The sequence below is a fragment of the Variovorax sp. EBFNA2 genome (assembly GCF_033802765.1).
Lineage (GTDB): Bacteria > Pseudomonadota > Gammaproteobacteria > Burkholderiales > Burkholderiaceae_C > Variovorax > Variovorax paradoxus_H.
In genome coordinates, this window is the sequence record NZ_CP138496.1 from 2,706,016 (window position 1) to 2,729,961 (window position 23,946).

At 69.4% G+C, this 23,946-nt stretch carries 27 protein-coding genes and 1 tRNA gene; 15 read left to right on the plus strand and 13 right to left on the minus strand.

Annotated elements, in window-relative coordinates:
- The first annotated feature begins 44 nt into the window (after positions 1-44).
- The gene (locus tag RZE79_RS12595; RefSeq protein WP_319360675.1) at positions 45-977 is read left to right on the plus strand and encodes a hypothetical protein; all 933 of its coding nucleotides are present in this window, start codon (positions 45-47) and stop codon (positions 975-977) included.
- A gap of 15 nt (positions 978-992) precedes the next feature.
- On the opposite strand, the gene RZE79_RS12600 is transcribed toward RZE79_RS12595, so the two are convergent.
- The 4 genes from RZE79_RS12600 to RZE79_RS12615 form a co-directional block, all read right to left on the minus strand.
- Positions 993-2,009, minus strand: a complete 1,017-nt coding sequence (locus RZE79_RS12600) for an aminoglycoside phosphotransferase family protein (protein WP_319360676.1) — start codon at positions 2,007-2,009, stop codon at positions 993-995.
- Between the two features lie 78 nt (positions 2,010-2,087).
- Positions 2,088-2,693 carry an RNA 2',3'-cyclic phosphodiesterase gene (gene thpR, locus RZE79_RS12605; RefSeq protein ID WP_319360677.1) on the minus strand — a complete coding sequence of 202 codons (606 nt, stop codon included), beginning with the start codon at positions 2,691-2,693 and terminating at the stop codon, positions 2,088-2,090.
- Between the two features lie 36 nt (positions 2,694-2,729).
- Entirely contained in the window at positions 2,730-2,966 is a 237-nt protein-coding gene (locus tag RZE79_RS12610) for a hypothetical protein (protein ID WP_099796559.1), read from the minus strand.
- Between the two features lie 81 nt (positions 2,967-3,047).
- Positions 3,048-4,313, minus strand: coding sequence for an SGNH/GDSL hydrolase family protein (locus RZE79_RS12615; RefSeq protein ID WP_319360678.1), 1,266 nt, complete (start codon positions 4,311-4,313; stop codon positions 3,048-3,050).
- 117 nt (positions 4,314-4,430) lie between these two features.
- Between RZE79_RS12615 and RZE79_RS12620 the strand changes: the two genes are divergently transcribed.
- Entirely contained in the window at positions 4,431-5,339 is a 909-nt protein-coding gene (locus RZE79_RS12620) for a LysR family transcriptional regulator (RefSeq protein ID WP_319360679.1), read from the plus strand.
- A 2-nt stretch (positions 5,340-5,341) separates the two neighbouring features.
- Here RZE79_RS12620 and RZE79_RS12625 read toward each other — a convergent pair whose 3' ends face one another.
- Both RZE79_RS12625 and ligD read right to left on the minus strand, forming a co-directional pair.
- Entirely contained in the window at positions 5,342-6,265 is a 924-nt protein-coding gene (locus RZE79_RS12625; RefSeq protein ID WP_319360680.1) for a Ku protein, read from the minus strand.
- Positions 6,266-6,308: 43 nt separating this feature from the next.
- Positions 6,309-8,897: a DNA ligase D gene (gene ligD / locus RZE79_RS12630; protein ID WP_319360681.1), complete on the minus strand. Its 2,589-nt coding sequence runs from the start codon at positions 8,895-8,897 to the stop codon at positions 6,309-6,311.
- A 199-nt stretch (positions 8,898-9,096) separates the two neighbouring features.
- On the opposite strand from ligD, the gene RZE79_RS12635 reads away from it, so the two are divergent.
- The 9 genes from RZE79_RS12635 (at position 9,097) to RZE79_RS12675 (ending at position 13,502) form a co-directional block, all read left to right on the plus strand.
- Positions 9,097-9,345, plus strand: coding sequence for a hypothetical protein (locus tag RZE79_RS12635; RefSeq protein WP_319360682.1), 249 nt, complete (start codon positions 9,097-9,099; stop codon positions 9,343-9,345).
- Positions 9,342-9,944, plus strand: a complete 603-nt coding sequence (locus RZE79_RS12640; protein WP_228121796.1) for a cysteine hydrolase family protein — start codon at positions 9,342-9,344, stop codon at positions 9,942-9,944. Before RZE79_RS12635 ends, RZE79_RS12640 begins: the two co-directional genes overlap by 4 nt.
- A gap of 157 nt (positions 9,945-10,101) precedes the next feature.
- Complete coding sequence (locus RZE79_RS12645) at positions 10,102-10,368, plus strand: hypothetical protein (protein WP_228121795.1); 267 nt, start codon at positions 10,102-10,104, stop codon at positions 10,366-10,368.
- Positions 10,369-10,375: 7 nt separating this feature from the next.
- Positions 10,376-11,548: a DUF3182 family protein gene (locus tag RZE79_RS12650; protein ID WP_319360683.1), complete on the plus strand. Its 1,173-nt coding sequence runs from the start codon at positions 10,376-10,378 to the stop codon at positions 11,546-11,548.
- On the plus strand, positions 11,532-12,308 hold the full coding sequence (locus tag RZE79_RS12655) for an alpha/beta fold hydrolase (RefSeq protein WP_319360684.1): 777 nt from the start codon (positions 11,532-11,534) through the stop codon (positions 12,306-12,308). Before RZE79_RS12650 ends, RZE79_RS12655 begins: the two co-directional genes overlap by 17 nt.
- Before the next feature lie 110 nt (positions 12,309-12,418).
- Positions 12,419-12,694: a hypothetical protein gene (locus RZE79_RS12660; protein ID WP_153284750.1), complete on the plus strand. Its 276-nt coding sequence runs from the start codon at positions 12,419-12,421 to the stop codon at positions 12,692-12,694.
- A 164-nt stretch (positions 12,695-12,858) separates the two neighbouring features.
- A complete protein-coding gene (locus RZE79_RS12665) occupies positions 12,859-13,083 on the plus strand; it encodes a hypothetical protein (RefSeq protein WP_319360685.1) in 225 nt (74 codons plus the stop codon).
- 59 nt (positions 13,084-13,142) lie between these two features.
- Entirely contained in the window at positions 13,143-13,379 is a 237-nt protein-coding gene (locus RZE79_RS12670) for a hypothetical protein (protein ID WP_319360686.1), read from the plus strand.
- Between the two features lie 49 nt (positions 13,380-13,428).
- A tRNA-Gly gene (locus RZE79_RS12675) sits at positions 13,429-13,502 on the plus strand.
- A gap of 64 nt (positions 13,503-13,566) precedes the next feature.
- Here the strand turns inward: RZE79_RS12675 and RZE79_RS12680 are convergent.
- Positions 13,567-15,459 (minus strand): Ig-like domain-containing protein, encoded by a 1,893-nt coding sequence (locus tag RZE79_RS12680; RefSeq protein WP_319360687.1) that lies wholly within the window; start codon positions 15,457-15,459, stop codon positions 13,567-13,569.
- Positions 15,460-15,920: 461 nt separating this feature from the next.
- On the opposite strand from RZE79_RS12680, the gene RZE79_RS12685 reads away from it, so the two are divergent.
- Positions 15,921-16,202, plus strand: a complete 282-nt coding sequence (locus RZE79_RS12685; RefSeq protein WP_153284688.1) for a hypothetical protein — start codon at positions 15,921-15,923, stop codon at positions 16,200-16,202.
- A gap of 39 nt (positions 16,203-16,241) precedes the next feature.
- On the opposite strand, the gene paoC is transcribed toward RZE79_RS12685, so the two are convergent.
- From paoC to paoA, 3 genes are read right to left on the minus strand one after another with little or no spacing between them, the layout of a single operon-like run.
- Positions 16,242-18,452 (minus strand): aldehyde oxidoreductase molybdenum-binding subunit PaoC, encoded by a 2,211-nt coding sequence (gene paoC, locus RZE79_RS12690; RefSeq protein WP_319360688.1) that lies wholly within the window; start codon positions 18,450-18,452, stop codon positions 16,242-16,244.
- Positions 18,449-19,405, minus strand: coding sequence for a xanthine dehydrogenase family protein subunit M (locus tag RZE79_RS12695; protein WP_319360689.1), 957 nt, complete (start codon positions 19,403-19,405; stop codon positions 18,449-18,451). Before RZE79_RS12695 ends, paoC begins: the two co-directional genes overlap by 4 nt.
- On the minus strand, positions 19,402-20,046 hold the full coding sequence (paoA, locus tag RZE79_RS12700; RefSeq protein ID WP_319360690.1) for an aldehyde dehydrogenase iron-sulfur subunit PaoA: 645 nt from the start codon (positions 20,044-20,046) through the stop codon (positions 19,402-19,404). The genes RZE79_RS12695 and paoA overlap by 4 nt, the downstream gene beginning before the upstream one ends.
- Before the next feature lie 284 nt (positions 20,047-20,330).
- Between paoA and RZE79_RS12705 the strand changes: the two genes are divergently transcribed.
- The 3 genes from RZE79_RS12705 to RZE79_RS12715 are packed head-to-tail and all read left to right on the plus strand — an operon-like array spanning position 20,331 to position 21,571.
- Positions 20,331-20,666 (plus strand): hypothetical protein, encoded by a 336-nt coding sequence (locus RZE79_RS12705; protein WP_319360691.1) that lies wholly within the window; start codon positions 20,331-20,333, stop codon positions 20,664-20,666.
- Between the two features lie 41 nt (positions 20,667-20,707).
- Positions 20,708-21,145: an Hsp20/alpha crystallin family protein gene (locus RZE79_RS12710; protein ID WP_153284683.1), complete on the plus strand. Its 438-nt coding sequence runs from the start codon at positions 20,708-20,710 to the stop codon at positions 21,143-21,145.
- Between the two features lie 18 nt (positions 21,146-21,163).
- Positions 21,164-21,571 (plus strand): Hsp20/alpha crystallin family protein, encoded by a 408-nt coding sequence (locus RZE79_RS12715; RefSeq protein ID WP_319360692.1) that lies wholly within the window; start codon positions 21,164-21,166, stop codon positions 21,569-21,571.
- A 43-nt stretch (positions 21,572-21,614) separates the two neighbouring features.
- Here RZE79_RS12715 and RZE79_RS12720 read toward each other — a convergent pair whose 3' ends face one another.
- The 3 genes from RZE79_RS12720 to rpoN all read right to left on the minus strand — a co-directional run bounded on the left by RZE79_RS12720 (position 21,615) and on the right by rpoN (position 23,779).
- Positions 21,615-21,857: a hypothetical protein gene (locus RZE79_RS12720; RefSeq protein ID WP_319360693.1), complete on the minus strand. Its 243-nt coding sequence runs from the start codon at positions 21,855-21,857 to the stop codon at positions 21,615-21,617.
- A complete protein-coding gene (locus RZE79_RS12725; protein WP_319360694.1) occupies positions 21,854-22,120 on the minus strand; it encodes a hypothetical protein in 267 nt (88 codons plus the stop codon). Before RZE79_RS12725 ends, RZE79_RS12720 begins: the two co-directional genes overlap by 4 nt.
- Positions 22,121-22,339: 219 nt before the next feature.
- Positions 22,340-23,779: an RNA polymerase factor sigma-54 gene (gene rpoN, locus RZE79_RS12730; RefSeq protein WP_319360695.1), complete on the minus strand. Its 1,440-nt coding sequence runs from the start codon at positions 23,777-23,779 to the stop codon at positions 22,340-22,342.
- Between the last annotated feature and the right edge of the window lie 167 nt (positions 23,780-23,946).

The window sequence follows — 23,946 nt, forward strand, 5'->3', positions numbered from 1 at the left end:
CATGCCTCGCGTCGGCCCTTACTTTTCGCTAACCTGTTCCTGCCATGTCCGCACTCGCCGCAACCGCTTTTGCCGATGACGTCGTCGCCACGCCGATTGGCCCGCCGCCGCCCGCGCCCGATGTGCCGGTGCCCATGCCGCCACCACCGCCGCCCGGGCTGCCGCCCGAGGGCGATCCGCCGCCGGCGCTGCCGCCCGTGACGGACCCCGGTTTTCCGCCGCCGGTGACAGAGCCGCCGCCCATGCAGACGGCGGTGCCCACGGTGCCGTTCGGCAAGCTGCACGCACGGCGTCTGCGCGAGATCTACCGTTCGGCCGGCTGGCCCTGCTGCGATCCCATGGAGGTCGAACTGCTCGCGGGCGGCTTCCTGGAACGCGTGCGCAGCGGCCTCGGCCACGAGACGCTGCGCGTGACCGATGCCGGCATTGCGCGCATCGCGACCACGCTCACCCTCAACCGCGCGGCGCTGACGCCGCACGAGGCGCTGGTGGAGCGCGTGGCGCGCGAGATGACGCGCGGCGGCCGCATCGCCTGGCGCGGCCTCGGCCTGCGCGCCCGCCTGCCGCCGCTCGAAGAGGGCGGCAAGCCGCGCTGGTGCATGGCGCGGCCCGACGTGTTTTCGATCCGCAACACCAGCGTCGAGGCCTATGCGCATCCCATCGTGCACGAGGTGAAGGTGAGCCGCGCCGACTTGCTGGGCGACCTGCGCAAGCCCGACAAGCGCGCGGCCTACCTCGACTTGGGCGGCGAGTGCTGGTACGTGCTGGGCAACGACGCCAAGGGCCGCTGCATCGCGTCACCCGACGAAATTCCGGCCGGGTGCGGCGTGATGGTGCTCGAGGGCGACCGCCTCGTAGTGGCGCGCGCCGCGGTGCACCGCGCCTTCGAGCGCATTCCTTTTTCGGTGTGGCTGGCACTCGCCAAGGCGCAGCCCGTGGCGGGCTTCGAGGACGACGCGCAAGACCTGCTGATCTGACCCTGCCGGCACTCGTCAGGTGATCGCGTCGTAGTCCTGGTGCGCGACGGCGACCACATTGCCCGGTTCGAACTGGCTCGCCATCTGGCGCAACCCTTCCTCGCGGTCGTCGCGGCTGGCCTGCGCGTCGAACATCTGGTCGCAGAACTCGAGCAGGTCGCGCACGATGCGCTCGTGGCGGTAGTAGGCGAGGGCGAGCGCATCGACCGCCTCCTTCGTTCCGTAACCCTGAAAGAACAGCGCTTCTTCACGTGGCTGGTTCCACACGCCGCCGACACCACCGCCGATGAACATCAGGTCGCGCTCCTTCGGCGCGACGATCAGCGTGTCCCAGTCGACGATGCACAGGCGGTCGTCGTCGCCCAGCAGCACGTTGCCCGCGTGCAGGTCGGAATGGCACAGCACCTGCGGCAGCGACCTCTCGAGCAGGATCGAGGCGAGCTGTTCGCTGCGGTAGACGATCGAGTCAATCTCCTCGTCGTGCGCGTCCCAGAAGGCAAGGAAGCGCGCCACGAGATCGTCGCCCGCCACGCCGTTGATGAAGCGGCGTTGGTAGCCGCGCACGCCTTCCCGCCAATGGTGCGAATAGCTTTCGCGCGGCAGGTTGGCGAGCAGCGGTTCGGGCAGCGTGGTGCGATGGATGGCGTTGAGCGCTGTGCCGAGCGCGGTCCATTGCCCATCGGTCGGCGTGCGCGTGAAACCGTCGGCGCCGTCGAAGAAGGGATAGAGCGCCCAGTCGAAGCCATGGACTTGCACGCTGAGTTGCTGCGTCAGCGTGGGCAGCGGCGCCATCACGGCGTCGATGCCTTGCGTGTGATGCAGGAAGGCCGGCACATCGACCACGGCGGCATTGAAACCGCCACGGCGCAGTTTCAGGAAATGCACGCGACCGTCCGGCGTCTCGATGCGGAACGCGGCCGAATCGATGTCGGCGCCCAGCGGCAGGAATTCGGCGCGTGCCGCTTGCAGGCCGTAGGTTTCGGCAAGGCACGCTTGAACGGCGTCGGGAGCGATATCGGGTGGTGTCAGCATGCGGCGGGCGTGGCGTGGGTTCGATGGGCGCCGAAAATTGTCTCACCCGATAAGGCCACGAAAGCCCGCCGGCCGTTGTCAGACGGCGTCTTCTTTGTCTTCTTCGTCGGCTTCGTAAGTGGCCAGCACCTTGTGCTCGACGGGATGCGAAGTGAAGGAGCGCACGAGCAGGAATCTCCTCACGCGCCACGGGATCGGCGGCAGGCGCATCGGGTAGGCCGCGCCCTCGGTGCGCCGGGCGATGGTGATGTGCGGTGTGAACGTCGGCGTTTCCGTGACGATGCCTGCCTTCTGGACCGCACGACCGATGTCCGCATGCAGGGTGCGCAAGGCGCCGTGCTCGGCGGGCTGCAGCACCGCGATGTCGTTGCGCCATGTGCGCGAGCTGTCGAGCACGAGATTCATGGGCGGCACCCGAACCTGGGCGAGCGCTTCACGCAGGCGTTTCTCGACATCCTGGGGCTGGTCGCCGAAGCAGTGGAGCGTCAGGTGCAGTCGCGGGCTGCGCGGAAAGTAGTGGCCCTTCGGCCAGATCCATTCCTTGCGGTGCGCTTCGATCGCCGCTTGCACGTCGGGCTCGGGAAACAGCGCGATGAGAAGGTGGCGTTGCCTCTCGAAAGAGGGGGAATCCCAGTCGGGTTCGGGCTCGTTCGCAAACTCATCGCCACGGTTGAAGTCGTCCATTGCAGTTCTCCGGGGGAAGAAGGATGAAAAGGCGGTTCAGGGCTCCGGCGGCCACCAATGCGCGGCCGTCGTCCGGATGACGCGCGCCGCCTGAACGCGGATGTCATCCTGTTCGTTGCTGTCGTCGTGGCCGTGCTCGCGGGTGACGCGGAAGGGCCAGGTCGAAATCCGGCCTGTCTTGCCGGTGGTGCGCGGACGCGACTGCAACGGATGCTGCCGCGAGGAGAAAAAAAGCACCTGCGCGGAGGGCGCAGGCGGGTTGGCGGTGGTCATGGCGTCGCCTCGAATGTTGTTCTTGGAGACGAGCCATTCTAGAGAAAAGACTGTATTTATGTACAGTAAATTTGCAGTCTTTTAACGATCGCTGCCCAGCAAGGCGTCGAGGTCGATGGCTGCGGCCATGGCCTTGTAGCCCGCATCGCCGGGATGCAGGTGGTCGCCCGAATCCATGGCGGTCTTCAGGCGGGCCGGCCGGGCCGGATCGCGCAGCAGCGCATCGACATCGACCACCGCATCGAAGGCGCCGCCTTCGCGAATCCAGCGGTTCACGGTCTGGCGCACGGTGTCTTTTTCGGGCGAATGGTGGCCGGCCAGCGGCGTGCCTTCGAGGGCGCGCTCGTTGGGCGGAATCGTTGCGCCGACGATGCGCACGTTGTGGGCATGGGCCATCTCGATCAGCTGGCGAAAGCCCTGGATCACTTCCTCGGCGCGCACCACGGGTTCGTGCGGCGCAAAGGGGCCGCCGGGCCAGCCGATGTCGTTGGTGCCGAGCAGCACGACCATCGCGCGCACGCCGGGCTGCGCGAACACGTCGCGGCCTGCGCGTTCGAGCGCCGCGCGGCCCATGCCGTCCTTCAGCAACCGTCCGCCCGAGATGCCGGCGTTGAGCACGCCCACGCCGCGCGGCGCGAGCCGTTCGGCCAGCGCGTCGGGCCAGCGCGTGTGGGCGCCGGGTGTCGATCCGTTGCCATCGGTGATCGAGTCGCCGAGCGCGACGACGGTGACCGGCGCCTGCGGCGTCTCGACGATCAGGCCGCTCACGTAGACGCGGGTGCTCCACGGCGTGGCCGACGCCGGCAACCGGGTGGCGGCGCTCTGGTCGCCGTCGGCGATGTAGAGCGTCTGCCGCGCATCGAAGTGAAAGCCCGCGGGCTGGCTGGGCGTGGGCAGATAAAGCGACACGGCCACTTCGCTCAGCGCGGGCAGCGCCAGGTCGACCGGGTCGCTCACGAGGCGCGCGCCGGGCGGCACGGTCACATCGGTCCTGCCCCCGAAGCGCAGCACGCGGTCGGTGCCCTCGACGATCGCCGAGCCGCTCGCATGGCGGGCCACGCGGGCGGCGCTGATGTGCAGCGGCATGGTGCCGCCTTCGTTGCTGATCACCACGCGCAGCCGCGTGCCGCCGATGCTCAGGCGCGCGACCTGGCGCAGCGTCTGCCGCTCGAAGCGGGCGGGAATGCCGAGGGGCAGCACGAAGCGCTCGTCCCACAGCGGCTGGGTCGCAGCCATCCAGCTGGGGCTCCAGTGCGTGGGCCCGGCCACGGAAGCGGTGGCGGCAGCCGCGAAGGAGAGGGCGAGCGCGCCCTGGCGCAGGATCGATGTGAGTCGCGAAGTGGTCATGTGAAATGTCCTTGAGTGAATGAAAGAAGCGTCGATGGGCGAACTTTCTTTCATTCGAATCGCGAGGGGTAGAGGGCAAAATGGCATGCATCGCATTCCCGATTCGAATGAGCATCCATGGACACCCTTCGCGCACTCTCCGCCTTCGTGCACAGCGTCGAGCTCGGCAGTCTCTCGGGCGCGGCCCGCGCGCTCGACACCACGCAGCCCACCGTGAGCAAGCTGGTCGCTGGGCTGGAGCGCTCGCTGGGCGTGCGGTTGCTGCGCCGCGCGGCCACGGGCCTGAGCCTCACCGAAGAGGGCCAGCGTTTCCACGAGCGCGCGCGCCGCATGCTCGAGGACTACGGCGACGCCGTGGCCGATGCACGCGCGCAGGTGCAGCAACCGCGCGGCCTGCTGCGCCTGAGCGCGCCGGTCACACTGGGGCAGCGGCACCTCAACGCGATGGCGGTCGAGTTCCTGCGACTGTACCCCGACATCGAACTCGAGCTGGTGCTCGACGACCGCTTCGTCGATCCGCGCGAGGAGCGCATCGACGTCTCGCTGCGCGTCGGCGGCGCGTTGCCGCCGGACCTTGTCGCGCGCCACCTTGGCAGCTGGCCGCGCGTGCTCGTCGCGTCGCCTGAGTACGTGGCCGCACGCGGCAAGCCGCGCACACCGCACGATCTGCTGGCCCACGACTACCTGCGCTATGCGGCGGGCGACGACGGCGTGCTGCTCACGGGCCCCGACGGCGCGGTCGCCGTGCCGGTGCGCAGCCGCTACCGCGTCAACAACGCCGTGGCGCTGCTCGACAGCGTGCTGGCGGGCGCGGGCATTTCATTGCAGCCCACGTGGATGGTGGCCGAGCTGCTCGCGCAAGGGCGACTGGTGCGCGTGCTCGCAAGACACACGGGGCCGGCGCAGGAACTGCACCTGCTGTACGCGCCGCGCCGGCAGTTGCCGCTGCGGGTGCAGGTGCTGGTCGACTTCCTGGCACAGCGCGTGGCGGCGCTGCCGGGGGCGGCGAAAGCACCGCGGCGCTGAGCCTAGGCCGCCTTCCGGGCCGGGCTCTTCGCGCGTTTGGCGGTGGTCTTGTGGGCCGTCTTCCGCGGGGTCTTGTGCGACGCGGCCGTCGACTTCGTCGCGCGCTTCTTCGCTGCAGGTGGCGTGCGCTTGCCGCTGCGCAGGCTGCGCGCGAGCAGCTCGGTGAGGTCGATCACCTCGGCGCCGCCCTCCGGCGCCTCTTCTTCCGGCTGCACCACCGTCTCCGTGTCGCCCGCCTTGACCTTCTTCTCGACGATCTTCATCACGGCGTCCTTGAACTCGTTCTTGAACTCGTCGGGGTTCCACTCGCCCGACATGTCGTCCACGAGCTGCTCGGCCATCTTCATCTCGGCGGCCGACAGCTTGGCGGCCTTGATGCCGGCGGCCGGCAGGTCGAGCCCGTCGGCGTCCTTGACCTCGTCGCCCCAGCGCAGCAGGTTGAGCACCAGCACCTTGCCGAACGGAATCAGCAGTGCCAGGTGCTGCTTGGTGGCAATGACCACCTTGGCCAGCCCGACCTTGCCGGTCTTCGCGAGCACTTCGCGCAGCAGCGCGTAGACCTTCTGGCCCTTGTTGATGGGCGCGAGGTAGTAGGGGCGTTCCAGGTACACGAAAGGAATTTCGCCGACATCGAGAAAGCGCTGGATCTCGATGGTCTGCGTGGTGCGCGGGTAGACCGCCTCGATCTCCTGGGGCGAGATCACGACGTACTTGCCGTCTTCGTATTCGAAGCCCTTGACGATCTGCTCGCGCGCGATCTCCTTGCCCGTGCGCTTGTTGATGCGCTTGTAGCCCACCGGGTCCATGCTGCGCTTGTCGAGCCAGTCGAAGTCGATGCCCTGTTCGCTGCTCGCGGTGTGCAGGCCCACGGGGATGTGGACCAGCCCGAAGGTGATGGCGCCTTTCCAGAGGGTTCTCGTGGCCATGGTGTGCTTCCTTCTTTCGTTGTCGTGTCGTGTCGTGGGTGGTCTATTTCTTGAAGCCGAGCCGCTTCATCGCCTCGCCCAGCGGCTGGCGCGTGGTCCAGTAGTCGGCCCAGGGGTCTTCGGACTGGAACGACAGGTGCTCGCGCGCGGTGGCAACGGTCCAGTGCGCGCCGCTTTTCAGGCTGCCCAGGTCGTCCCAGCTCACCGGCATCGACACGCCCATGCCCGGCCGCGCGCGCGCCGAATAGGCCGCCACCGTGGTCGCGCCGACGCCGTTGCGCAGGTAGTCGGCAAAGAGCTTGCCGACGCGGTTCGACGGCCCGCTCTTGGCCACGAACTTCGACGGGATCACGTGCGCCATGTGCTGCACGATGGCGCGCGAGAAGGCCTTCACCGTGTCGTTGTCGTAATGCATGCGCAGCGGCACGACCACGTGCAGGCCCTTGCCGCCGCTGGTCTTGAGCCATGACGCCAACCCCAGTTCGGTGAGCATCGTGCGCATCAGCAGCGCGCCTTCCTGCACATGCGCCCACGGCGTGCCTTCGCCGGGGTCGAGGTCGAAGATCATGCGGTTGGGTCGGTCGAAGTGCGTCGAGGTCGCGTTCGAGGTGTGGAACTCGATCACGTTGAACTGCGCGGCGTTGAGCAGGGCTTCGCGCGTGCCGACCTCGAGCATCGACGGGTGGCCGGGCCAAAGGGCCGGGTCGAGCTGCTTCACGCCGGCGATGTTGACCTTCTCGGCATGCTTCTGGAAGAAGATCTCGCCGCCCACGCCTTGAGGCCCGCGCACCAGCGCGCACGGGCGGCCTTTCAGGTGCGGCAGCATGTGCTCGGCCACCGATTCGTAGTAGCGCACGAGGTCGAGCTTGGTGCGGCCCGACGCCGCATCGATCACGCGGTCCCCGTGGCTCACCGTGACGCCGCCGACGGTGGATGCGGCTTTCTTCGAGGATGTCTTCATGGCCTTCTTTGTCTTGGCACCCGAGACGGGTGCGATGTCGCGGGGCTCTTCATGCACGATCTCCGAGGCCGGCTTGTCGTCGCGCATCGCCACGAACGACGCGTGACGGATCTGCCCGTCGGGCGTCCATGCGGCAAAGCGCACCTCGGCCACGAGCTTCGGTTTCACCCAGTGCCGCGTGCCGCCCGGCCGGCGGCGCCCGGGCTTGGCCGCACCGCCGGTGAAGGGTGCGCGGTCGGTGTCGAGCGCGGCGAGTTGGCGGCGGATGTCGCGCGCTTCGCGGTCGTTCCATCCCGTGCCGACACCGCCGACCGACACCAGGTCGCCGTTCTTTGCGTGCACGCCCAGCATCAGGCTGCCGATGCGCGTCGGGCTGTCGGTGCGCAGCGTGTAGCCGCACACCACGAACTCCTGGCGCCGGATGCACTTGAGCTTGAGCCAGGTGTCGCTGCGGCGCGAAACATAGGGCGCATCGGCGCGCTTGGCGATCACGCCCTCGAGGTTCATCTGGCAGGCCGATTGCAGGATCGAGTCGATGTCGGCCTCGAAGTCGGCGCTGAAACGCAGGCGGCGCGTGGCGCGTGCGTCCATCAGCTGCTTCAGCAGCCGGCGGCGCTCGGCCAGCGGCACCTGGCGCAGGTCGAAGCCCGCGAAGAAGGGCACGTCGAAGAGGAACATCACGATGGGGTCGGCGCGTTCGCGGTCGAGCGCGTTCTGCAGCGCGTTGAAGTCGGGCGTGCCTTCCTTGTCGAGCACGACGATCTCGCCGTCGAGCCAGGCGTTGTCCAGGCCCAGGCGCTCCAGCTCGGCCACCAGCGGCGGCAGCTTGGCGCTCCAGTCGTGGCCGCCGCGCGTGAGCAGGCGCGCCTTGCCGTCTTCGATGCGCGCCATGACGCGGTAGCCATCGAACTTGATCTCGAAGATCCAGTCGCCGGGCGCGCCTTCGGGCACGCCGGTGGCCAGCGTTGCGAGCTGCGGCGAGAGCGCGGCGGGCAGACGCGCCTTCACCGCGCCTGTTGCGGGCGCGCCCGACGCGGCCTTGGCGCCCGCCTTCGTCTGCTTGCTGGTTTTCGCCGTGGTGCGCGAATTGCGCCGGGCCGCCGGCGCACCGCCCACGCTGTCGGGCAGCGCCGACACCACGTCGTAGTCCGCATGCGAGCGCGCGAAGTCGTCGCGCTTCTTGAACAGCAGCCAGGGCTCCTGCCGTTCGCCGCCCCGGGCGATCTTGATGAGTTCCCACAGGCCTTCGAGCTTTTCGCCGTGCAGCCGGAACGCGAGCTTGCCCGCGGCCAGGCCCTTGCGCGGATCGCCCACGGGCTCCCAGGTGCCGCGGTCCCACACGATGACCTCGCCCGCGCCGTAGTGGCCTTCGGGAATGGTGCCTTCGAAGCCGGCATACGACAGCGGATGGTCTTCCACGTGCACGGCCATGCGCTTTTGCGCCGGGTCGAGGCTCGGCCCCTTGGGCACGGCCCACGACACCAACACGCCGTCGAGTTCGAGCCGGAAGTCGTAGTGCAGCCGGCGCGCCGCATGCTTCTGGATCACGAAGGCCGGTGCGTGAGGCTGCGGCTTGCCGCCCTCGGCGGGTTCGGTGGTGGCGGTGAAGTCGCGCTTCGCCCGGTAGGTCGCCAGGGGCGCGGACGTGGATGTGTCGTTGGAACGGGCCATGCCCTCGGTTGTGCCCGCTCCGGCGCCGTGACGCAGCGGCCAAGTGTCCGGTCTTCGTGTGGGCCAAGGCCGGGTGGGCCGTCCCGCATGGGCTTGCAAGAGGCGGAAATCTCCTACACCACGATGCAGCCGCTGCCGATGCGGGCGCCCCTGCGGCGGCGGGACACCGGGGCATCGCAACGACGACAGGACATCGCCCATGAACTCAACCCACGCCAAGCGACAGGCCCGCCGCGACGACCACGACAACGCACGCCTTTTCCGTTATGGCGTGGGGGTGGCGTTGCTGGTGTTCCTGGGCGCACTGCTGTATTTCTACGCGGTCGACAAGCGCGGCGAAGCGCCCCCGATCGACGCCACGCCGCCTGCGGCGCAGACCGTGCCGCAGACGGCACCGGCCCCCACCGCACCGGCTGCCGAAACGCCGCCCCCACGCAGCACGCCGTGAGCGTTGCCCATGGCCCGCCGTCCCCGCTGGCGGTGGAAACGGCACGGGGCGCGACGGCGCTGCTCATCGTCGACATGATCAGCTGCTGGGACTTTCCCGACGCCGGCAAGCTGCTGCCCGCCGCCGCGGCCATCGCGCCGCGCATCGCCTCGCTCGCGCGGCGCTGCAAGGCGCGCGGCGTGCCGGTGATCTACGCCAACGACAACCGGGGCCGCTGGCGCTCCGACTTCGCAGCGCTGGCCGAACTCTCGCTGGCGTGCGGCGGTGCCGGGGCCGCCGTCACCGCCGGGCTGCTGCCGGCGCACGACGATTACTTCGTGCTCAAGCCGCAGCAGTCGGCTTTCGTGGGCACGCCGCTCGAACAACTGCTGGGCGTGTTGCAGGTGCGCCGGCTGGTCGTCACCGGTGTGGCGAGCGACCAGTGCGTGCTCGCCACCGCGCTCGACGCGCGCATGCGCGGGCTCGAGGTGGTGGTGCCGCGGGACTGCAGCGGCACGCAGACCGCGCGGCGCCATGCGCTGTTCCTGGCGCAGTGCCACGACGCGTTCGGCATCGCGACCACGCCCGGTGCGCGCCTTCGCCTGCCGGGACGGCGATGACGCCGGGCGCGCCCCCGCGCGCCAGACAGGTCCCACGCGCAGGCGCTGTGCCCTCCGACCGGCACGCCGCGCGATCGGCGGAACATGAAGACACTGCAGCCGCCAACCCGGAGGAGGCAGCCATGTGAGCCCGTGTGCATCGCACCAAGGAGACCCCATGACTTCGAAGCAGACCCCCGACCCGAAGCCGGCGAGCCCGGACAGCAACCCGCCGGAGAAGTTTCCGTTTCCCACGTCCGAGAACCACGGCAAGCCACCGGCCGACGCCGCCAAGCCCACGCCCCAACCCTCCAGCGAAGAAGCGCTCGACAGCGGCGTGGAAGAGTCGTTCCCGGCCAGCGACCCGGTGTCGGTGACCGTCACGAAGGTCAAGCTGCCTTCGGACGACGCGGACAACGACAAGGGCAAGAAGGGCGACGCCTGAGGCCGCGATGGACCTGCGCCTGAACACCGTCATGGCCCACGCGTCCGCCATGCGATCAACGCCGCGCCGCGTCGTCACCTGGGACGTGAGTCTGAAGGGCTACTGCAGCGAACACGAGCACGCCACGCGCGCCAACTTTGCGCAGCGCCTTGCGGCGCTCCAGGGCTGGGAATTCGCGGGCGCGTACGACGCCAGCCAGCCGGGTCCGGACCCGCTGTACTTCGTGCCGAGCGACACGCTCACCGACCCGCAGCAGGCGCGCGCCATGGGCATCGCCGGCGTGGACGACCTCTTCGGCGGCGTGGTGCCGCATGCCTTTGTCGCCACCAAGGCGATCACCCATCCGCTCGTTGGTGCCGACGCCGTGCGGCCCCTGGGCTGGTCGGCGCGGCTTGCGGTGGAGATTGCCGACGCCGCCTTGCCCGGCTTCACCTGCTTCAGCCTCGACGAGGCGCGCGTCGCCGGCCGTGCGCTGCTCGACATCGGCCGCGCGCGCCTGAAATCCGTGACCGCCACGGGCGGGCGAGGGCAGCAGGTCGTCGATAGCATCGATGCGCTCGAACGCGGCCTCGACGCGATGGACGACCGCGAGATCGCCGCCCACGGGCTCGTGCTCGAAACCAACCTCGAGCAGCCGAACACCTGCAGCGTCGGGCAGCTCATCGTGGCGCAGCGCGTCGTGAGCTATTGCGGCGCGCAGCGCCTCACGCGCGACAACGCGGGCGAAGAGGTCTACGGCGGCTCCGACCTGCTGCTCGTGCGCGGCGACTTCGACGCGTTGCTGGCCGCGGTCGATCCACCGCCGCCGCTGCGCCGCGCGATCGAGCAGGCGCGCCGCTACCACCGCGCGGTGATCGATTGCTACCCCGGCTTCTTCGCCTCGCGCGTGAACTACGACGTGGCGCAGGGACTCGACGGCCGCGGCGACTGGCGCTCTGGCGTGCTGGAGCAGTCGTGGCGCGTCGGCGGCGCCACGGGCGCGGAGATCGCGGCGCTCGAAGCCTTCCATCGGGACCCGGCCTGCCAGCGCGTGCACGCGTCCTGCTTCGAGGCGTACGGCACGGCCTCCGTGCCGGCGAACGCCATCATCACTTACCAGGGCAACGACCCCGAGACCGGGCCGCTGTGCAAATACACCGTGTTGAACACGACAACCCCCACGCATGCCGACACGCCATAGTTCCATCGACATTCCCGTCAACGGCCATCACATCGAAGGCACGCTGTTCGCCGCTTCCAGCATGGTGCCGGGCGTGCTGCTCGTGCACGGCTGGGACGGCAGCCAGGAGCAGTACCTCAAGCGCGCGCACGAGATCGCTGCGCTCGGCTGCGTCTGCCTGACCTTCGACCTGCGCGGCCATGCGCGCCATGAAGGGCTGCGCCAGCAGGTGACGCGCGAAGACAACCTGCGCGACGTGCTCGCTGCCTACGACGCGCTGGTGGGCCACCCGACCGTCGACCCCGCGGCCGTGGCCATCGTCGGCAGCAGCTACGGCGGCTACCTGGCCGCGCTCGTGAGCGCGATGCGGCCCGTGCGCTGGCTCGCATTGCGCGCGCCGGCGTTGTACCGCGATGGCGAGTGGGACACGCCCAAGGGCCTGCTGAGCCGCTCCGACCTCGTGGCCTACCGCCGCACGCTCGTCGGGCCCGAGGACAACCGCGCACTCAAGGCCTGCGCGGCCTTCACCGGCGATGTGCTCATCGTCGAGTCGGAAGACGACCAGACCGTGCCGCACCCCGTGATCGAGAACTACCTCGCCGCCTTCAAGCGCGTGCGCTCGGCCACGTACCGCAAGCTCGCCGGCGCCGACCACGCGCTGTCGCGCCTGGAATCGCGCCAGGCCTATGGTGCGTTGCTCGTGTCATGGATCACCGAAATGACGCTCGGCGCCAAGGCGACCTCGACGCTCACCAAGCCGGTGTCGAGCAGTTCAGCCTGAGGCGCGCAGGCGCTGTAGGCCGGCTCCTTCCACAACACGGGCGCAAATCCATCACCACGGGCGACGGCGCACGCGCCGAATCCGGAGCCTATGGTGACGGAGACAAAGAGATGGACTTCGAAGGCATCTACTGCTTCGATACGGCCACGGTGCGTTTCGCCGTGTACCCCGACGGTCCCGATGGTGCGCGCGTGCTGGCGCAAATTTCGGAAGACGTGCTGCACGATGCGCTCGGCGCGCAGGAAATCGGCGAGCACACATTGCGTGCCTGCAAAAGGCATTTCGACGTGATCGCGGCGGCGGCCGTGGCGCGCTTTCGGGCCGATCCGCGCGGGCCCATCATGCTGGCCTGCGGCGACTTTCCGCGCATGAACGGATGGCGTTGAAGCGCGGCTGCGATGCGAAAGTGCACAGGGCGTGCCGCGCGTTGTCGCGAGAAAGTTCTCGCCTGCTCGCAGGTGTGAGATTGGTTACAAACGCAACGCGTTCGGGTCGCATTTTCGGGGCCTCAACGCCCTAGACTGCGGCTCGTTTTGTGAGGAGCTTTGCCATGCCCATGGACTTTCTGGAGCGCATCGAAGATGCGTCGTTTCCGATGGCGGTCCGCGACGAAGCCGACATCCATTGCGCGACCGTGCTGGTCGCCGCCCATCTCATCGAAGCCGTCCTGCCCCCGGCCGCCAGCGGCACGGGCCGGCGCGTCGCGGTGGTCCTGCTCATCACGCCGCAAGGGCGCGCGGCGCTGCGCCTGCGAAGGAATGAACTGCAGACCTGAGCAGAGGGAGTGGTTGCGCGTGGGTCGGCATACTCCGGCCTTCCAACCAAGGAGCGCGCATGACGATCGCAGGAACGTTTCATCTCGAGCCCGCCGCTGAGTTCATCCCCATTCAAGGACTCCCCCGGGCGATGCTCTACCGCTTCTCCAACACAGGGACCGACGTGCTCCACGTCAACGACATCCCCGTGCCGGCGGGCAACAGCCTCGATCTCTGGTCGGTCAACTTCAGGCTGTGGAGTCCCGGTGGCAGCGTGGGCACCAAGGGCAGCTTTGAATTGCTCGCCGCGAGCTAGTGCCACGCGGGAAGGACCACCCGGACTGACGTTAGAATCCGCGCCTGCCGCGGGTGTAGCTCAATGGCAGAGCTGTTGCTTCCCAAGCAACTGACGAGGGTTCGATTCCCTTCACCCGCTCCAGTTACCTTCCTTGCCTTCCATCATCCAGCGCCCGAAGCCCGGCGCTGTCGACTGCCGGCGAAGTTCAATAGGTGAGCGTGACCGAACCGTCATCGCCACGGCCCCGGGTCCCGCCGACGCTGGCTGAGCCACCGGTCGCATAAGTCGCGCCGCTGGGGCCTGTACTGCCGCCACCGCCGCCACCGCTGCCGTAGTTGCCGTTGAAACCGCCGCCGCCTCCGCCGCCAAAGCCGCCGCCTCCGCCGCCGCTGTACATGGCGCCCCGACCACCATGGGTGCTCGTACCGCCGGTGCCGGGCGAGTCGGTGCCGATCCCTCCTTGTCCACCGCTCCCGGCATTCCCGCCAGCGCCGCCACCCTGGCCGGAGCCTGGGGCTCCTGAAGCCGAGTTATTTCCCCCGCCGTCCCCACCGCCGGTTCCACCGCTACTGGCGCCGGCACCCCCGCCACCGCCGGCGATGAGCAGCACCGTCGCACCTCGCGCGAGCGTCGTCGCACCACCGCCACCCGCACCATCCCTGTAGCTGGAGGCGCCTCCGCCAACGCCGCCGTCGCCGCCGCTAAAGACGCTGCCACCACCACCGCCCATGAAGAGGTTCAGTGCTTCGCCCGGCGTGACTGCCAACAACGCGTTCACCCGACCGCCTTTGCCGCCATTGATGGAAAAGCTCGCACCGCCAGCGCCGCCGACGGCGACGACCTGCACGGATGTGACGCCTGCCGGCACGGTCCAGGTTGCAGTTCCCGACGCAGAGAACACCGTCTTGGGTTCCACGGTCAGCGGGGCGCTTGCGCTGATGCTGCCCAGTGCCGCCGTGAGGGTCGCCTGACCACCAGCCACGCTGGTTGCGAGACCTGTCGCTCCCGAGGCGTTGCTGATGGTTGCGACGGAAAGCGCATCGGACGTCCACGTCACCAGGCTTGTGATGTCTTGCGTGCCGCCATCGCTATAGGTTCCTGTCGCGGTGAATTGCGTCTTGCCACCGGAAGTTCCACCGATCGTGGCGCTCGCCGACGAGGGCGTCACCGCGATGGATGTCAGGGTTGCCGGGGTGACCACCAGCGTCGCCGTGCCGACCGTCGTCCCGGCCATGGTGGCCTGGATGGTTGTCAGGCCGATTCCCGACGACGTCGCCAGGCCGAGGGCATTCACGACCGCCTTCGAGACGTCGCTCGAGGTCCAGCTGACCTGCGCACTGAGATCCTGCGTGGTTTGATCGCTGTACGTTCCGATCGCGGTGAACTGCTGCGTCGTGCCAAGCGCAATGCTGGGACTGGCGGGCGAGACGGCCAGCGAGGTCAGGGAGGCTGCACTGACGTCGAGGGTCGCCGTGGCTGCGAGCGCCGAGGCGCACAGGCTCGCACTCTGGCAGGTCGCCGAGATCGATGCACTCCCCACGCTCAAGCCACTTGCCAAGCCGGTTCCATCGACCGTCGCCACCGCGAGGCTGGATGAATGCCACGCCACGTCGGCAGAAAGGTTCTGCGTCGTCCGGTCCGAGAAAGTGCCCGTGGCGACGAACTGCGTGCGCGTTCCCTTGGCGATGGTCGCGGTGCCTGGCGTGATCGCGAGGCTCACCACGGTGGCGGGTGTCACCGTCAGCGTCGTGCTGCCGCTTTGTCCGCCGAGGCTGGCCGAGATCGCGGCCGGCCCCGCGGCAACGCCGACCGCTTTGCCGGACGCGTCCACTGTGGCCACGCTCGCATCGGAGGAGGTCCATTCAGCGCCCGTCGTGACATCGGTGTGCGTGTTGTCGCTGTAGATGGCCGTGGCCGCCAATTGAGTCGACGTGCCCGCGGCAATGCGAGGGTCGGCAGGGGCGACCTGGATCGATACCAGTGTGGGCGGCGAAGCCGGCCCGGCAGGCGGAGGAAGCAGCGCAAACGATGCACCCGAGGAGCCGCTGCCTCCGCCGCAGGCACTCAACGCCGACAGCACCACGAAGGCAGCCATCATCAAGACCGCGTGAAGGAGGTACCGCGGTCCGGAGGATCTTGCACACGGGAAGCGCACTGTCTTGATGGCCGTCATACAGGTTCTTTTTTTGGAGAGGGTTTGATCGAACTGGTAGCGTGGGACGTGGCCCGCTCGCATGGCACAGCGCGCGCACGATTCGCCGCAAGCAGCGGGTCGGGACAGTAAGTGCGTTCGCTTTCAGCGTCCATCACCGAAAACAGGTAGATCCCGGCCCAAGGAAAAGCGCGCGCTGCGGCAGAGGCATCCGTTCGAAGGAATTCCTGAAGAACGCCAGCGCGATCGCACCGTCGCCGACCCTGTCACCCCACACCCCGCCGACCCATCGATCCACACACTGGCTTTCCCCGCACGCAAGTCGCGGTGCCTGCCTACATGCCCGCTCACCCGCCGCGCCATCGTGGAGGCGACGACACAAGAATTTTTTCGAAAGGAGTTCCTTCATGCAGGCACTTCGCATTCCGAACGACCGGCGGGCGCGTCTTCTGGCGGATGGGCTGCTCGCCATCAACTCCCGCAGCGAGGAAATTCTTCACGGGCTCACCCATGAAGAGTCGCAGTTCCTGATCGACGCGGGGGAGGCGGCCCCGGGCGATGCCGCCGCGCTCGAGCGGCGCTGCGAGCTGGCGCTGCGGCACGAACAGGCGCGCCTGCGAATCGCCTTCGCGGACGACGAGGGCAGCGCGGACGAGGAGTTCAGGCTGCGCGCGGAAACGCGGTTCTGAGTCGCCGCGTCGCCGCTCCTTTCATCCTTTTTGCTTCGCTCACGCCACCGGCGGCAGGCCTTCCAGCAGCTTGTCGAGCGTGATCGGGTAATCGCGCACCCGCACGCCTGTGGCGTTGTAGACCGCATTGGCCACCGCGGCCGCGACGCCGCACATGCCGAGTTCGCCCACGCCCTTGGCCTTCATCGGCGACGAAATCGGGTCGGTCTCGTCCAGGAAGATCACGTCCTGGTGCGGAATGTCGGCATGCACGGGCACTTCGTAGCCCGCGAGGTCGTGGTTGACGAAGAAGCCATGCCGCTTGTCCAGCGCCAGCTCTTCCATGAGCGCGCCGCCGACGCCCATCGTCATGGCGCCGATTACCTGGCTGCGCGCCGACTTGGGGTTCAGGATGCGCCCGGCCGCGCACACGGCCAGCATGCGCCGCACGCGGATCTCGCCGGTGACGGCATCGACGCCCACTTCGACGAAATGCGCGCCGAAGGTGGACTGCTGGTACTTCTTGTCGAGGTCGCCGTATTCGATGCCGTCTTCGGCGACGAGGCCGCTCGCACCCGCGGCTTCGGCCAGCGGCACGGGGCGTCCGCCGGCATGCACCATGCCGTTGGAGAACTGCGCGTCGGCCGCCGCCATGCCCAGCTTCTGCGCGATGGCCTCGCGCAGCTTCATGCACGCGGCGTAGACGCCCGCCGTCGAGTTGTTGGCGCCCCATTGCCCGCCGGAGCCCGCCGACACGGGGTAGGCCGAATCGCCCAGCCGCACCTGCACCTTCTCGAGCGGCACGCCCATGGTTTCGGCGGCGGTCTGCGCAATGATGGTGTACGTGCCTGTGCCGATGTCGGTCATGTCGGTTTCGACCGTGACGATGCCGCGGCTGTCCAGCCGCACGCGCGCGGCCGATTTCGTCAGCAGGTTGTTGCGGAAGGCCGCGGCCATGCCCATGCCGACGAGCCAGCGCCCGTCGCGCTGCTGCGCTGGCGTGGCGATGCGGCGGCTCCAGCCGAAGCGCTCGGCGCCGGTGCGCAGGCATTCGATCAGGCGGCGCTGGGAGTAGGGGCGTTCCGGTTTTTCGGGATCGACCTGCGTGTCGTTGCGCACGCGGAACTCGACGGGATCGAGCCCGAGCTTGTGCGCCATCTCGTCCATGGCGATCTCCAGCGCCATCATGCCGGGCGCTTCGCCGGGCGCGCGCATGGCGTTGCCTTCGGGCAGGTCGAGCACCGCGAGCCGCGTGGTCGTCAGGCGGTTGGCGCCGGCGTACAGCAGGCGGGTCTGGTTGACGGCCGTTTCCGCCTGCCCGCCCGGCAGGTCGCCCGACCAGCCTTCGTGCGCGATGGCGGTGATCTTGCCGTCGCGCGTGGCGCCGATGCGGATGCGCTGGATGGTGGCCGGTCGGTGCGTGGTGTTGTTCATCATCAGCGGCCGTTGCAGCGCGACCTTCACGGGGCGCTTCGCCTCGCGCGCACCGAGCGCGGCGAGCAGCGCGTCCGCGCGCACCAACAGCTTGCCGCCGAAGCCGCCGCCCACGAAGGGCGAGACCAGGCGCACGTTGGCCTTCGGGATGCCGAGCGTCTTGGCCACGTCGCCGACGCCCCAGGCGATCATCTGGTTCGAGGTCCAGATCGTGAGCTTGTCGCCGTGCCACTGCGCGATGGACGCGTGCGGTTCCATCATCGCGTGCGACTCGTCGGGCGTGGTGTAGGTCGCGTCCAGCTGCACGGGCGCGGCGGCGAACGCACCCGAAAAATCACCCGTCTTCGTTTCCGGCGGGCCGGCGAAGGGCGTGGGCTCGGGCAGCTGCGCCGCGCTCATTTCCGCCGCGAGGTCGAAGCGGCCGGGCGCGCGCGTGTAGTCGATGCGCACCAGCTGCGCAGCGGCGCGCGCCTGCTCGAAGGTGTCGGCCACCACGAGCGCCACGGCCTGGTGGTAGTGGTCGATCTCGGGGCCGCCCAGCAGCCTGGCGGTGTTGAAGTCGCCCTTGGCGAGCGTGCCGGCATTGCGCGCCGTGACGATGGCGCGCACGCCCGGCGCCGCGCGCGCGGCGTTCAGGTCCATCGAGGCGATGCGGCCCTTGGCGATGCCCGCGCCCACCACCCAGCCGTAGAGGGCATCGGGCACCTCGGCGTGGCGTTCGTAGGCGTAGCGCGCGGTGCCCGTGGTCTTGGCCGGGCCGTCGATGCGGTCGGTCGGCTTGCCGATGACCTTGAGCTGGTCGATGGGGTTGGTGGTGGCGGGGGTGTCGAATTTCATGCGCGGCTCCTCGCTTGCAGCAGCGCCCCGGCCAGTGCGCGCTCGGCCAGGGGCAGCTTGAAGGCGTTGTCGTGGGTCGGCTGTGCGCCGGCCAGCAGCTGCGCGGCCACGGCCTTCGCGCCCTGCGGCATGGCCGCCTCCGCGGCCTCGACGCGCCAGGGCTTGTGCGCCACGCCGCCCAGCGCCACGCGGCCCGAGCCGTCGCGCTGCACGATCGCCGCGACCGATACCAGCGCAAACGCATACGAGGCGCGGTCGCGGACCTTGCGATACACGTGCGTGCCGCCGACGGGCCGCGGCAGCGTGACGCCGGTGATCAGCTCGTCGCGTTGCAGCACCGTCTCGATGTGCGGCGTGTCGCCGGGCAGGCGATGGAAATCGGCGATCGGAATCACGCGGGCCTGCCCGTCGGGACGCACGGTTTCGACCGACGCGTCGAGCACGCGCATCGCCACCGCCATGTCGCTCGGGTTCGTCGCGATGCACGCGGCGCTGCTGCCGATCACCGCGTGCTGGCGCGTGATGCCGCCGATGGCGCTGCAGCCGCTGCCGGGCTGGCGCTTGTTGCAGGGCTGGTCGGTGTCGTAGAAGTAGGGGCAGCGCGTGCGCTGCAGCAGGTTGCCCGCCGTGGTCGCCTTGTTGCGCAACTGGCCCGAGGCGCCGGCCAGCAGCGCGCGCGACAGCACGCCGTAGTCGCGCCGCACCCGCGCATCGGCGGCCAGGTCGGTGTTGCGCACCAGCGCGCCGATGCGCAGGCCGCCTTCTGCCGTGGGCGCGATGGCGTCGAGCGCCAGGCCGTTCACGTCGACCAGGTGCGTCGGCGCCTCGATCTGCAGCTTCATCAGGTCCAGCAGGTTGGTGCCGCCGGCGATGAACTTGGCGCCCGGGTTGCGCGCGACGGCGGCCGCGGCCTGCGCGGGCGACTGCGCGCGTTCGTAGGTGAAGGGCTTCATGCGCGGCTCCCGGCCACTTCGGTGATGGCGTCGACGATGTTGGTGTATGCGCCGCAGCGGCAGATGTTGCCGCTCATGCGCTCGCGCAGCTCGTCGGCCGACAGCAGCGGCCGGGCGTTGAGGTCGGCGCTCACGTGGCTGGGAATGCCTCGCTTCACCTCGTCGATCACGCCCACAGCAGAACAGATCTGGCCAGGCGTGCAATAGCCGCACTGGTAGCCGTCGTGCTTCACGAAGGCGGCCTGCAGCGGGTGCATGTGCTGCGGCGTGCCGAGCCCTTCGATGGTCGTGACCTGGCCGCCGTCGTGCATCACGGCGAGCGTCAGGCAGGCATTGATGCGCCGGCCGTCGGCAATGACGGTGCAGGCGCCGCACTGGCCGTGGTCGCAGCCCTTCTTGGTACCGGTGAGGTTCAGGTGCTCGCGCAGGGCGTCGAGCAGGGTGGTTCGCGTGTCGAGCTGAAGGACATGCGGCTGGCCGTTGACGGTCAGCGACACCTTCATCTGCGGGCCTGCGGTGGCCAGGGGGGCGGGCTGGGCGGCGGCCGTGCCGGGCACGGATGACGACACCGCCGCGGCGGTGGCGGCGCCAGCGATGAGGGCGTCGCGTCGCGAGATCAAGGGGGGCGTGGGACTGTCCATGTCGGGGGGCTCCTGGGGCGAAGTTCTCGAATGCGTGGGACCGAGGATGCTGCGTATCACGCACCACCGGCAGGCGCAGTAGGAGAACGGAGGGTGTTGCGGCCTGAGGAGTGCCCGGCGGGTGCCCAAGAAGTGCCCCGCGTCTTCGCGTGTAAGAAATCAGCGTTCAGAATGCCGCCGCATTTCAGGTTGAAAACCATGCGGCCGCCGCCTCTTGAAATGCGCGGCGAAGGCTCCTATGTTCACTTCCGTCGGAAATTGGTCAACCGAAAAGGAGGTATTCCATGGCCATGAACTTGCTCAAGCAAATCGCCGGCTCTCGCTTGCCTGTGTCGTTCTATCGCACCGAGGACATCGATCAGGTGCGGCTGCTTCGCGCCGCCGGACTCGTTGTCGCCCTGGTGCCCGCGCCCTCCAATGCGCTCACGCTGTCCGGCGCCGCGTCGGCAGCCCAGGTGCTCGCCATCACCCAGAAGGGGCGCGAGGAGCTGGCGAAATTCTCCTACCCCGAACCTCGCCCCGCGCGCTGGCGACAGCGGTCGTCGCGGCTGTTTGCGCAGCACCGCGCGAACAGCGGCGAAGGCGCGTCATCGATGCGCACGCACGGCCTGCCCCAGTGAGGCGGGCGGGTGTTCTGTTCAGCTTTGACAGGAGGTTTCCCATGTACCGATCTTTCTTCCCTCGCGACATGCTGGCCGAAATGGACCGCCTGCAACGCGACATGCAGCAGGCGTTCGATCTGTCGCCCACCATCCGCGGCCATGGCAGCAACGGCTTTCCCGCGCTGAATGTGGGCGCCACGCCCCAGGCGCTGGAGATCTTTGCCTTTGCCCCCGGCGTCGATCCGGCCACGCTGGAGATCAGCCTGGAGCGCGGGCTGATGACCATCGCGGGCGAGCGCAAGAGCCAGCTGCCCGATGCGCAGGCCAAGGCGGCCGTGCACATCAACGAGCGCTTCGAGGGCGCGTTCCGCCGCGTGCTCACGCTGCCGGACGACGCCGACCCCGAGGCCGTCGAAGCCAGGCTGCGCGACGGCGTGCTGCGCATCACGGTGCGCCGCCGGGCCTCGGCGCAGCCGCGCCGTATTGCCGTCCAGTGAACCAAGGAGACGAACATCATGCGCAATGACGTACAGACCGCATCGCCGGGTGCGCCAACGCACACGGACTCCCGCCAGCCGCCGCGTTACCAGGGCGCGGCCCTCACGCCGCCCGTCGACGTGGTGGAAGACGCCGGGGGCATCACGCTCTACGCCGACCTGCCGGGCGTGTCGCGCGACAAGCTCAACCTGCATGTCGAGGCCGAGACCCTGACCATCGACGCGGAGTCGGGCCTGAGCGTGCCGGACGACCTGAAGACCAGCCACACCGAAGTGGGCCTCGGCCGCTTTCGCCGTGTCTTCACGCTCAGCAAGGAACTGGACACCGAAAAGGTGTCCGCCGAACTGGCACAGGGCGTGTTGAAGCTGCGCATTCCGAAGGCCGAGCACGCCAAGCCGCGACGCATCAACGTCGAGGTCGGCTGAGCGGGGCGAGGGCGCCGCGGGGCGCCCTCGCGCACCCGGCGTCCTAGCCGCAGGCCGCGCGGCTCTCTTCCAGGAAGCGCTGTAGTTTTTCAGAGGCGAGCCGCTTCAGGCGCTGCACTTCCTGCGCCTCCGCTTCGCGCTGCGCGGCGGTGCGCGCGAGGTGCTGGTGCAGGCCCATGCGGAAGTCGGCCTCCGATGCCCTGCAGTGCGCTTCTTTCCACGCCAGGAAGGCGCTGTCGCTGCGCTCGCTCATGGGCGCCCGCAGGCCATGCGAAGCCCCGCTCATGGCTTGCGGGGCGGCGCTTCCTTGCCGCCGTGTTCGCCGGAGGGCGGGTTTGCGGCGCGGCGCGCCGGGCCGGTGGCCGCTTCGCGCACCCGCGAGGCGTCGGACGCGACGCGCTGGGTGAGCGCGGGACCGTCGTTCGGGCCCACGGGCTCGTTGCTTCGGGTCGATGGCTGCGTGGTGGGGGCGGTGGTGGTGTCGGTGGTGGTGTCCTGTGACGGCGGCGAGCCCGTCGCCGCGGCGCCGTCGGTGGTGCGCTTGTTCATGGATGCTCCTGCGAGATGCGATGGCCTTGGCCAAGGTAGCCAGCCTGGCGCACGCCCTGTGTAGGAGGGAACGCCTTCGGTGCGCGCGTGTCGCGCGGGAGGGACGCTGGCCACCGACGACCTTCAACTCGGCGAGCTGCGCCCGCAACGTCTCGCCCGGGCGCGTGCTCGACCGCATCGAGGAGCCCGGCACCGACGCGCCCTGAGGCAGCAGTGAACTCAGGCCGCGGCCGCGAGCCTGGCACTGCGCGCGCGGCGGCGCTCCACCGGGTCGATGTCCAGCGTCTGGCGGTACTTGGTGATGGTGCGCCGCGCGATGCGAAAGCCCTGCTGCGCCAGTTGCCGCGCCAGCGCGGCGTCGCTCAGCGGTGCGCCGGGTGGCTCCACCGCGATCAGCTCGCGGATCAGCTGCTGCACCGCCACCGGCGCGCTCGCGCCGCCGGCCGAGTGCTGCAGGCCGCGCGAGAAGAAATACTGCAGCTCGAACACGCCCGCGGGCGTGGCGATGTACTTGTTGTGCACCGTGCGCGAGACGGTCGAGGCATGCACGCCCACCGCATCGGCGATTTCCTTCAGCCCCAGCGGCTTCATGGCCAGCGGGCCGTGCTCCAGGAACATCTGCTGGCGCGCGACGATGGCGCGCGCCACCTCGAGGATGGTGCTGGTGCGCTGCGCCACCGTCTCCACCATCCAGCGCGCCTGTTCCAGGTAGGCCTTCAGCGGACCCACGCAGGCGTTGCGGCGCGTGTCGAGCAGGTTCGCGCAGGCGGTGTTCAGCCGCACGCGCGGCAGCGCATGGGCATTGAGCGACGTGCGCCAGCTGCCGCGCACCTTCTTCACCATGACGTCGGCGACCACGATGCGCGCGCCGGTCTCGCCATGGCACCAACCCGGGCGCGGGTTCAGCCGCCGGATGGCGTAGGCCGCGCACTGCACCGCGGCGAGCGGCGTGCCGAGCGCGTGGGCGATGGCGCGCAGGTCCTGTGCGGCGAGCAGCTCGATGTGGGTTTCGAGGATGCGCTGCGCCAGCGCGCGCACCGACACCGGCGTGATCGCGTCGAGCTGCAGGCACAGGCACTCGGACACGCTGCGCGCACCCACCCCGGCGGGGTCGAGCGCCTGCACGCGGCGCAGCGCGGTGCGCAGTTCGTCCCGCATGTCGTCAAGGTCTTCGCCCAGTGCGAGCGCAATGTCGTCGAGCGAAATCCGCAGGTAGCCGTCGTCGTCCAGCGCCTCGACCACCGCCTGCGCCAGCGCCGCCTCGCGCTCGGTGAGCCGCAGCACGCCGACCTGCGCGCGCAGGTGCGCCGAGAGCGACGCCGGCAGCGCCACGCGCTGCATCAGATCGGCGCTTTCGTCGTGCGACAGGTGCCGCGTGCCGGTCGGCGGCGCGGCGGTGATGCGCTCGAACGCGCCGCCGGCTTCGGCGGGTTCCACATCGGCGTCCACGCGCGCGGTGGACGGCTGCGCCGTGCCGTCCGGCGCCACGGCCCCGGCGGGTTCGTCGACCTCGAGGAAGGGGTTCAGCTCGGCCGCCTCGCGCAGCGCCTGCGCGTAGTCCTGCGACGAGAGCTGCAGCAGCCGCACGGCCTGCTGCAGCCGCGGCGAGAAGATGAGGGTTTGCGCCTGGCGCGCCTGCAGGGCGATGGACGGGTTCATGCGCGGCTCCCGCGCAATGGTCGTGCCAGCCCGAAAAGCCCGAAAACCGGTCGCCAGGAGGCTGAAAGTTCGCGCCGCGGCGACCCGCGCCGCCGGTACCGGAACGGCTTGCGGTAAAACTTGCCGACCCCTTGCCAGCGCCCCGGGGGCAGACAACGCGGCCGCAT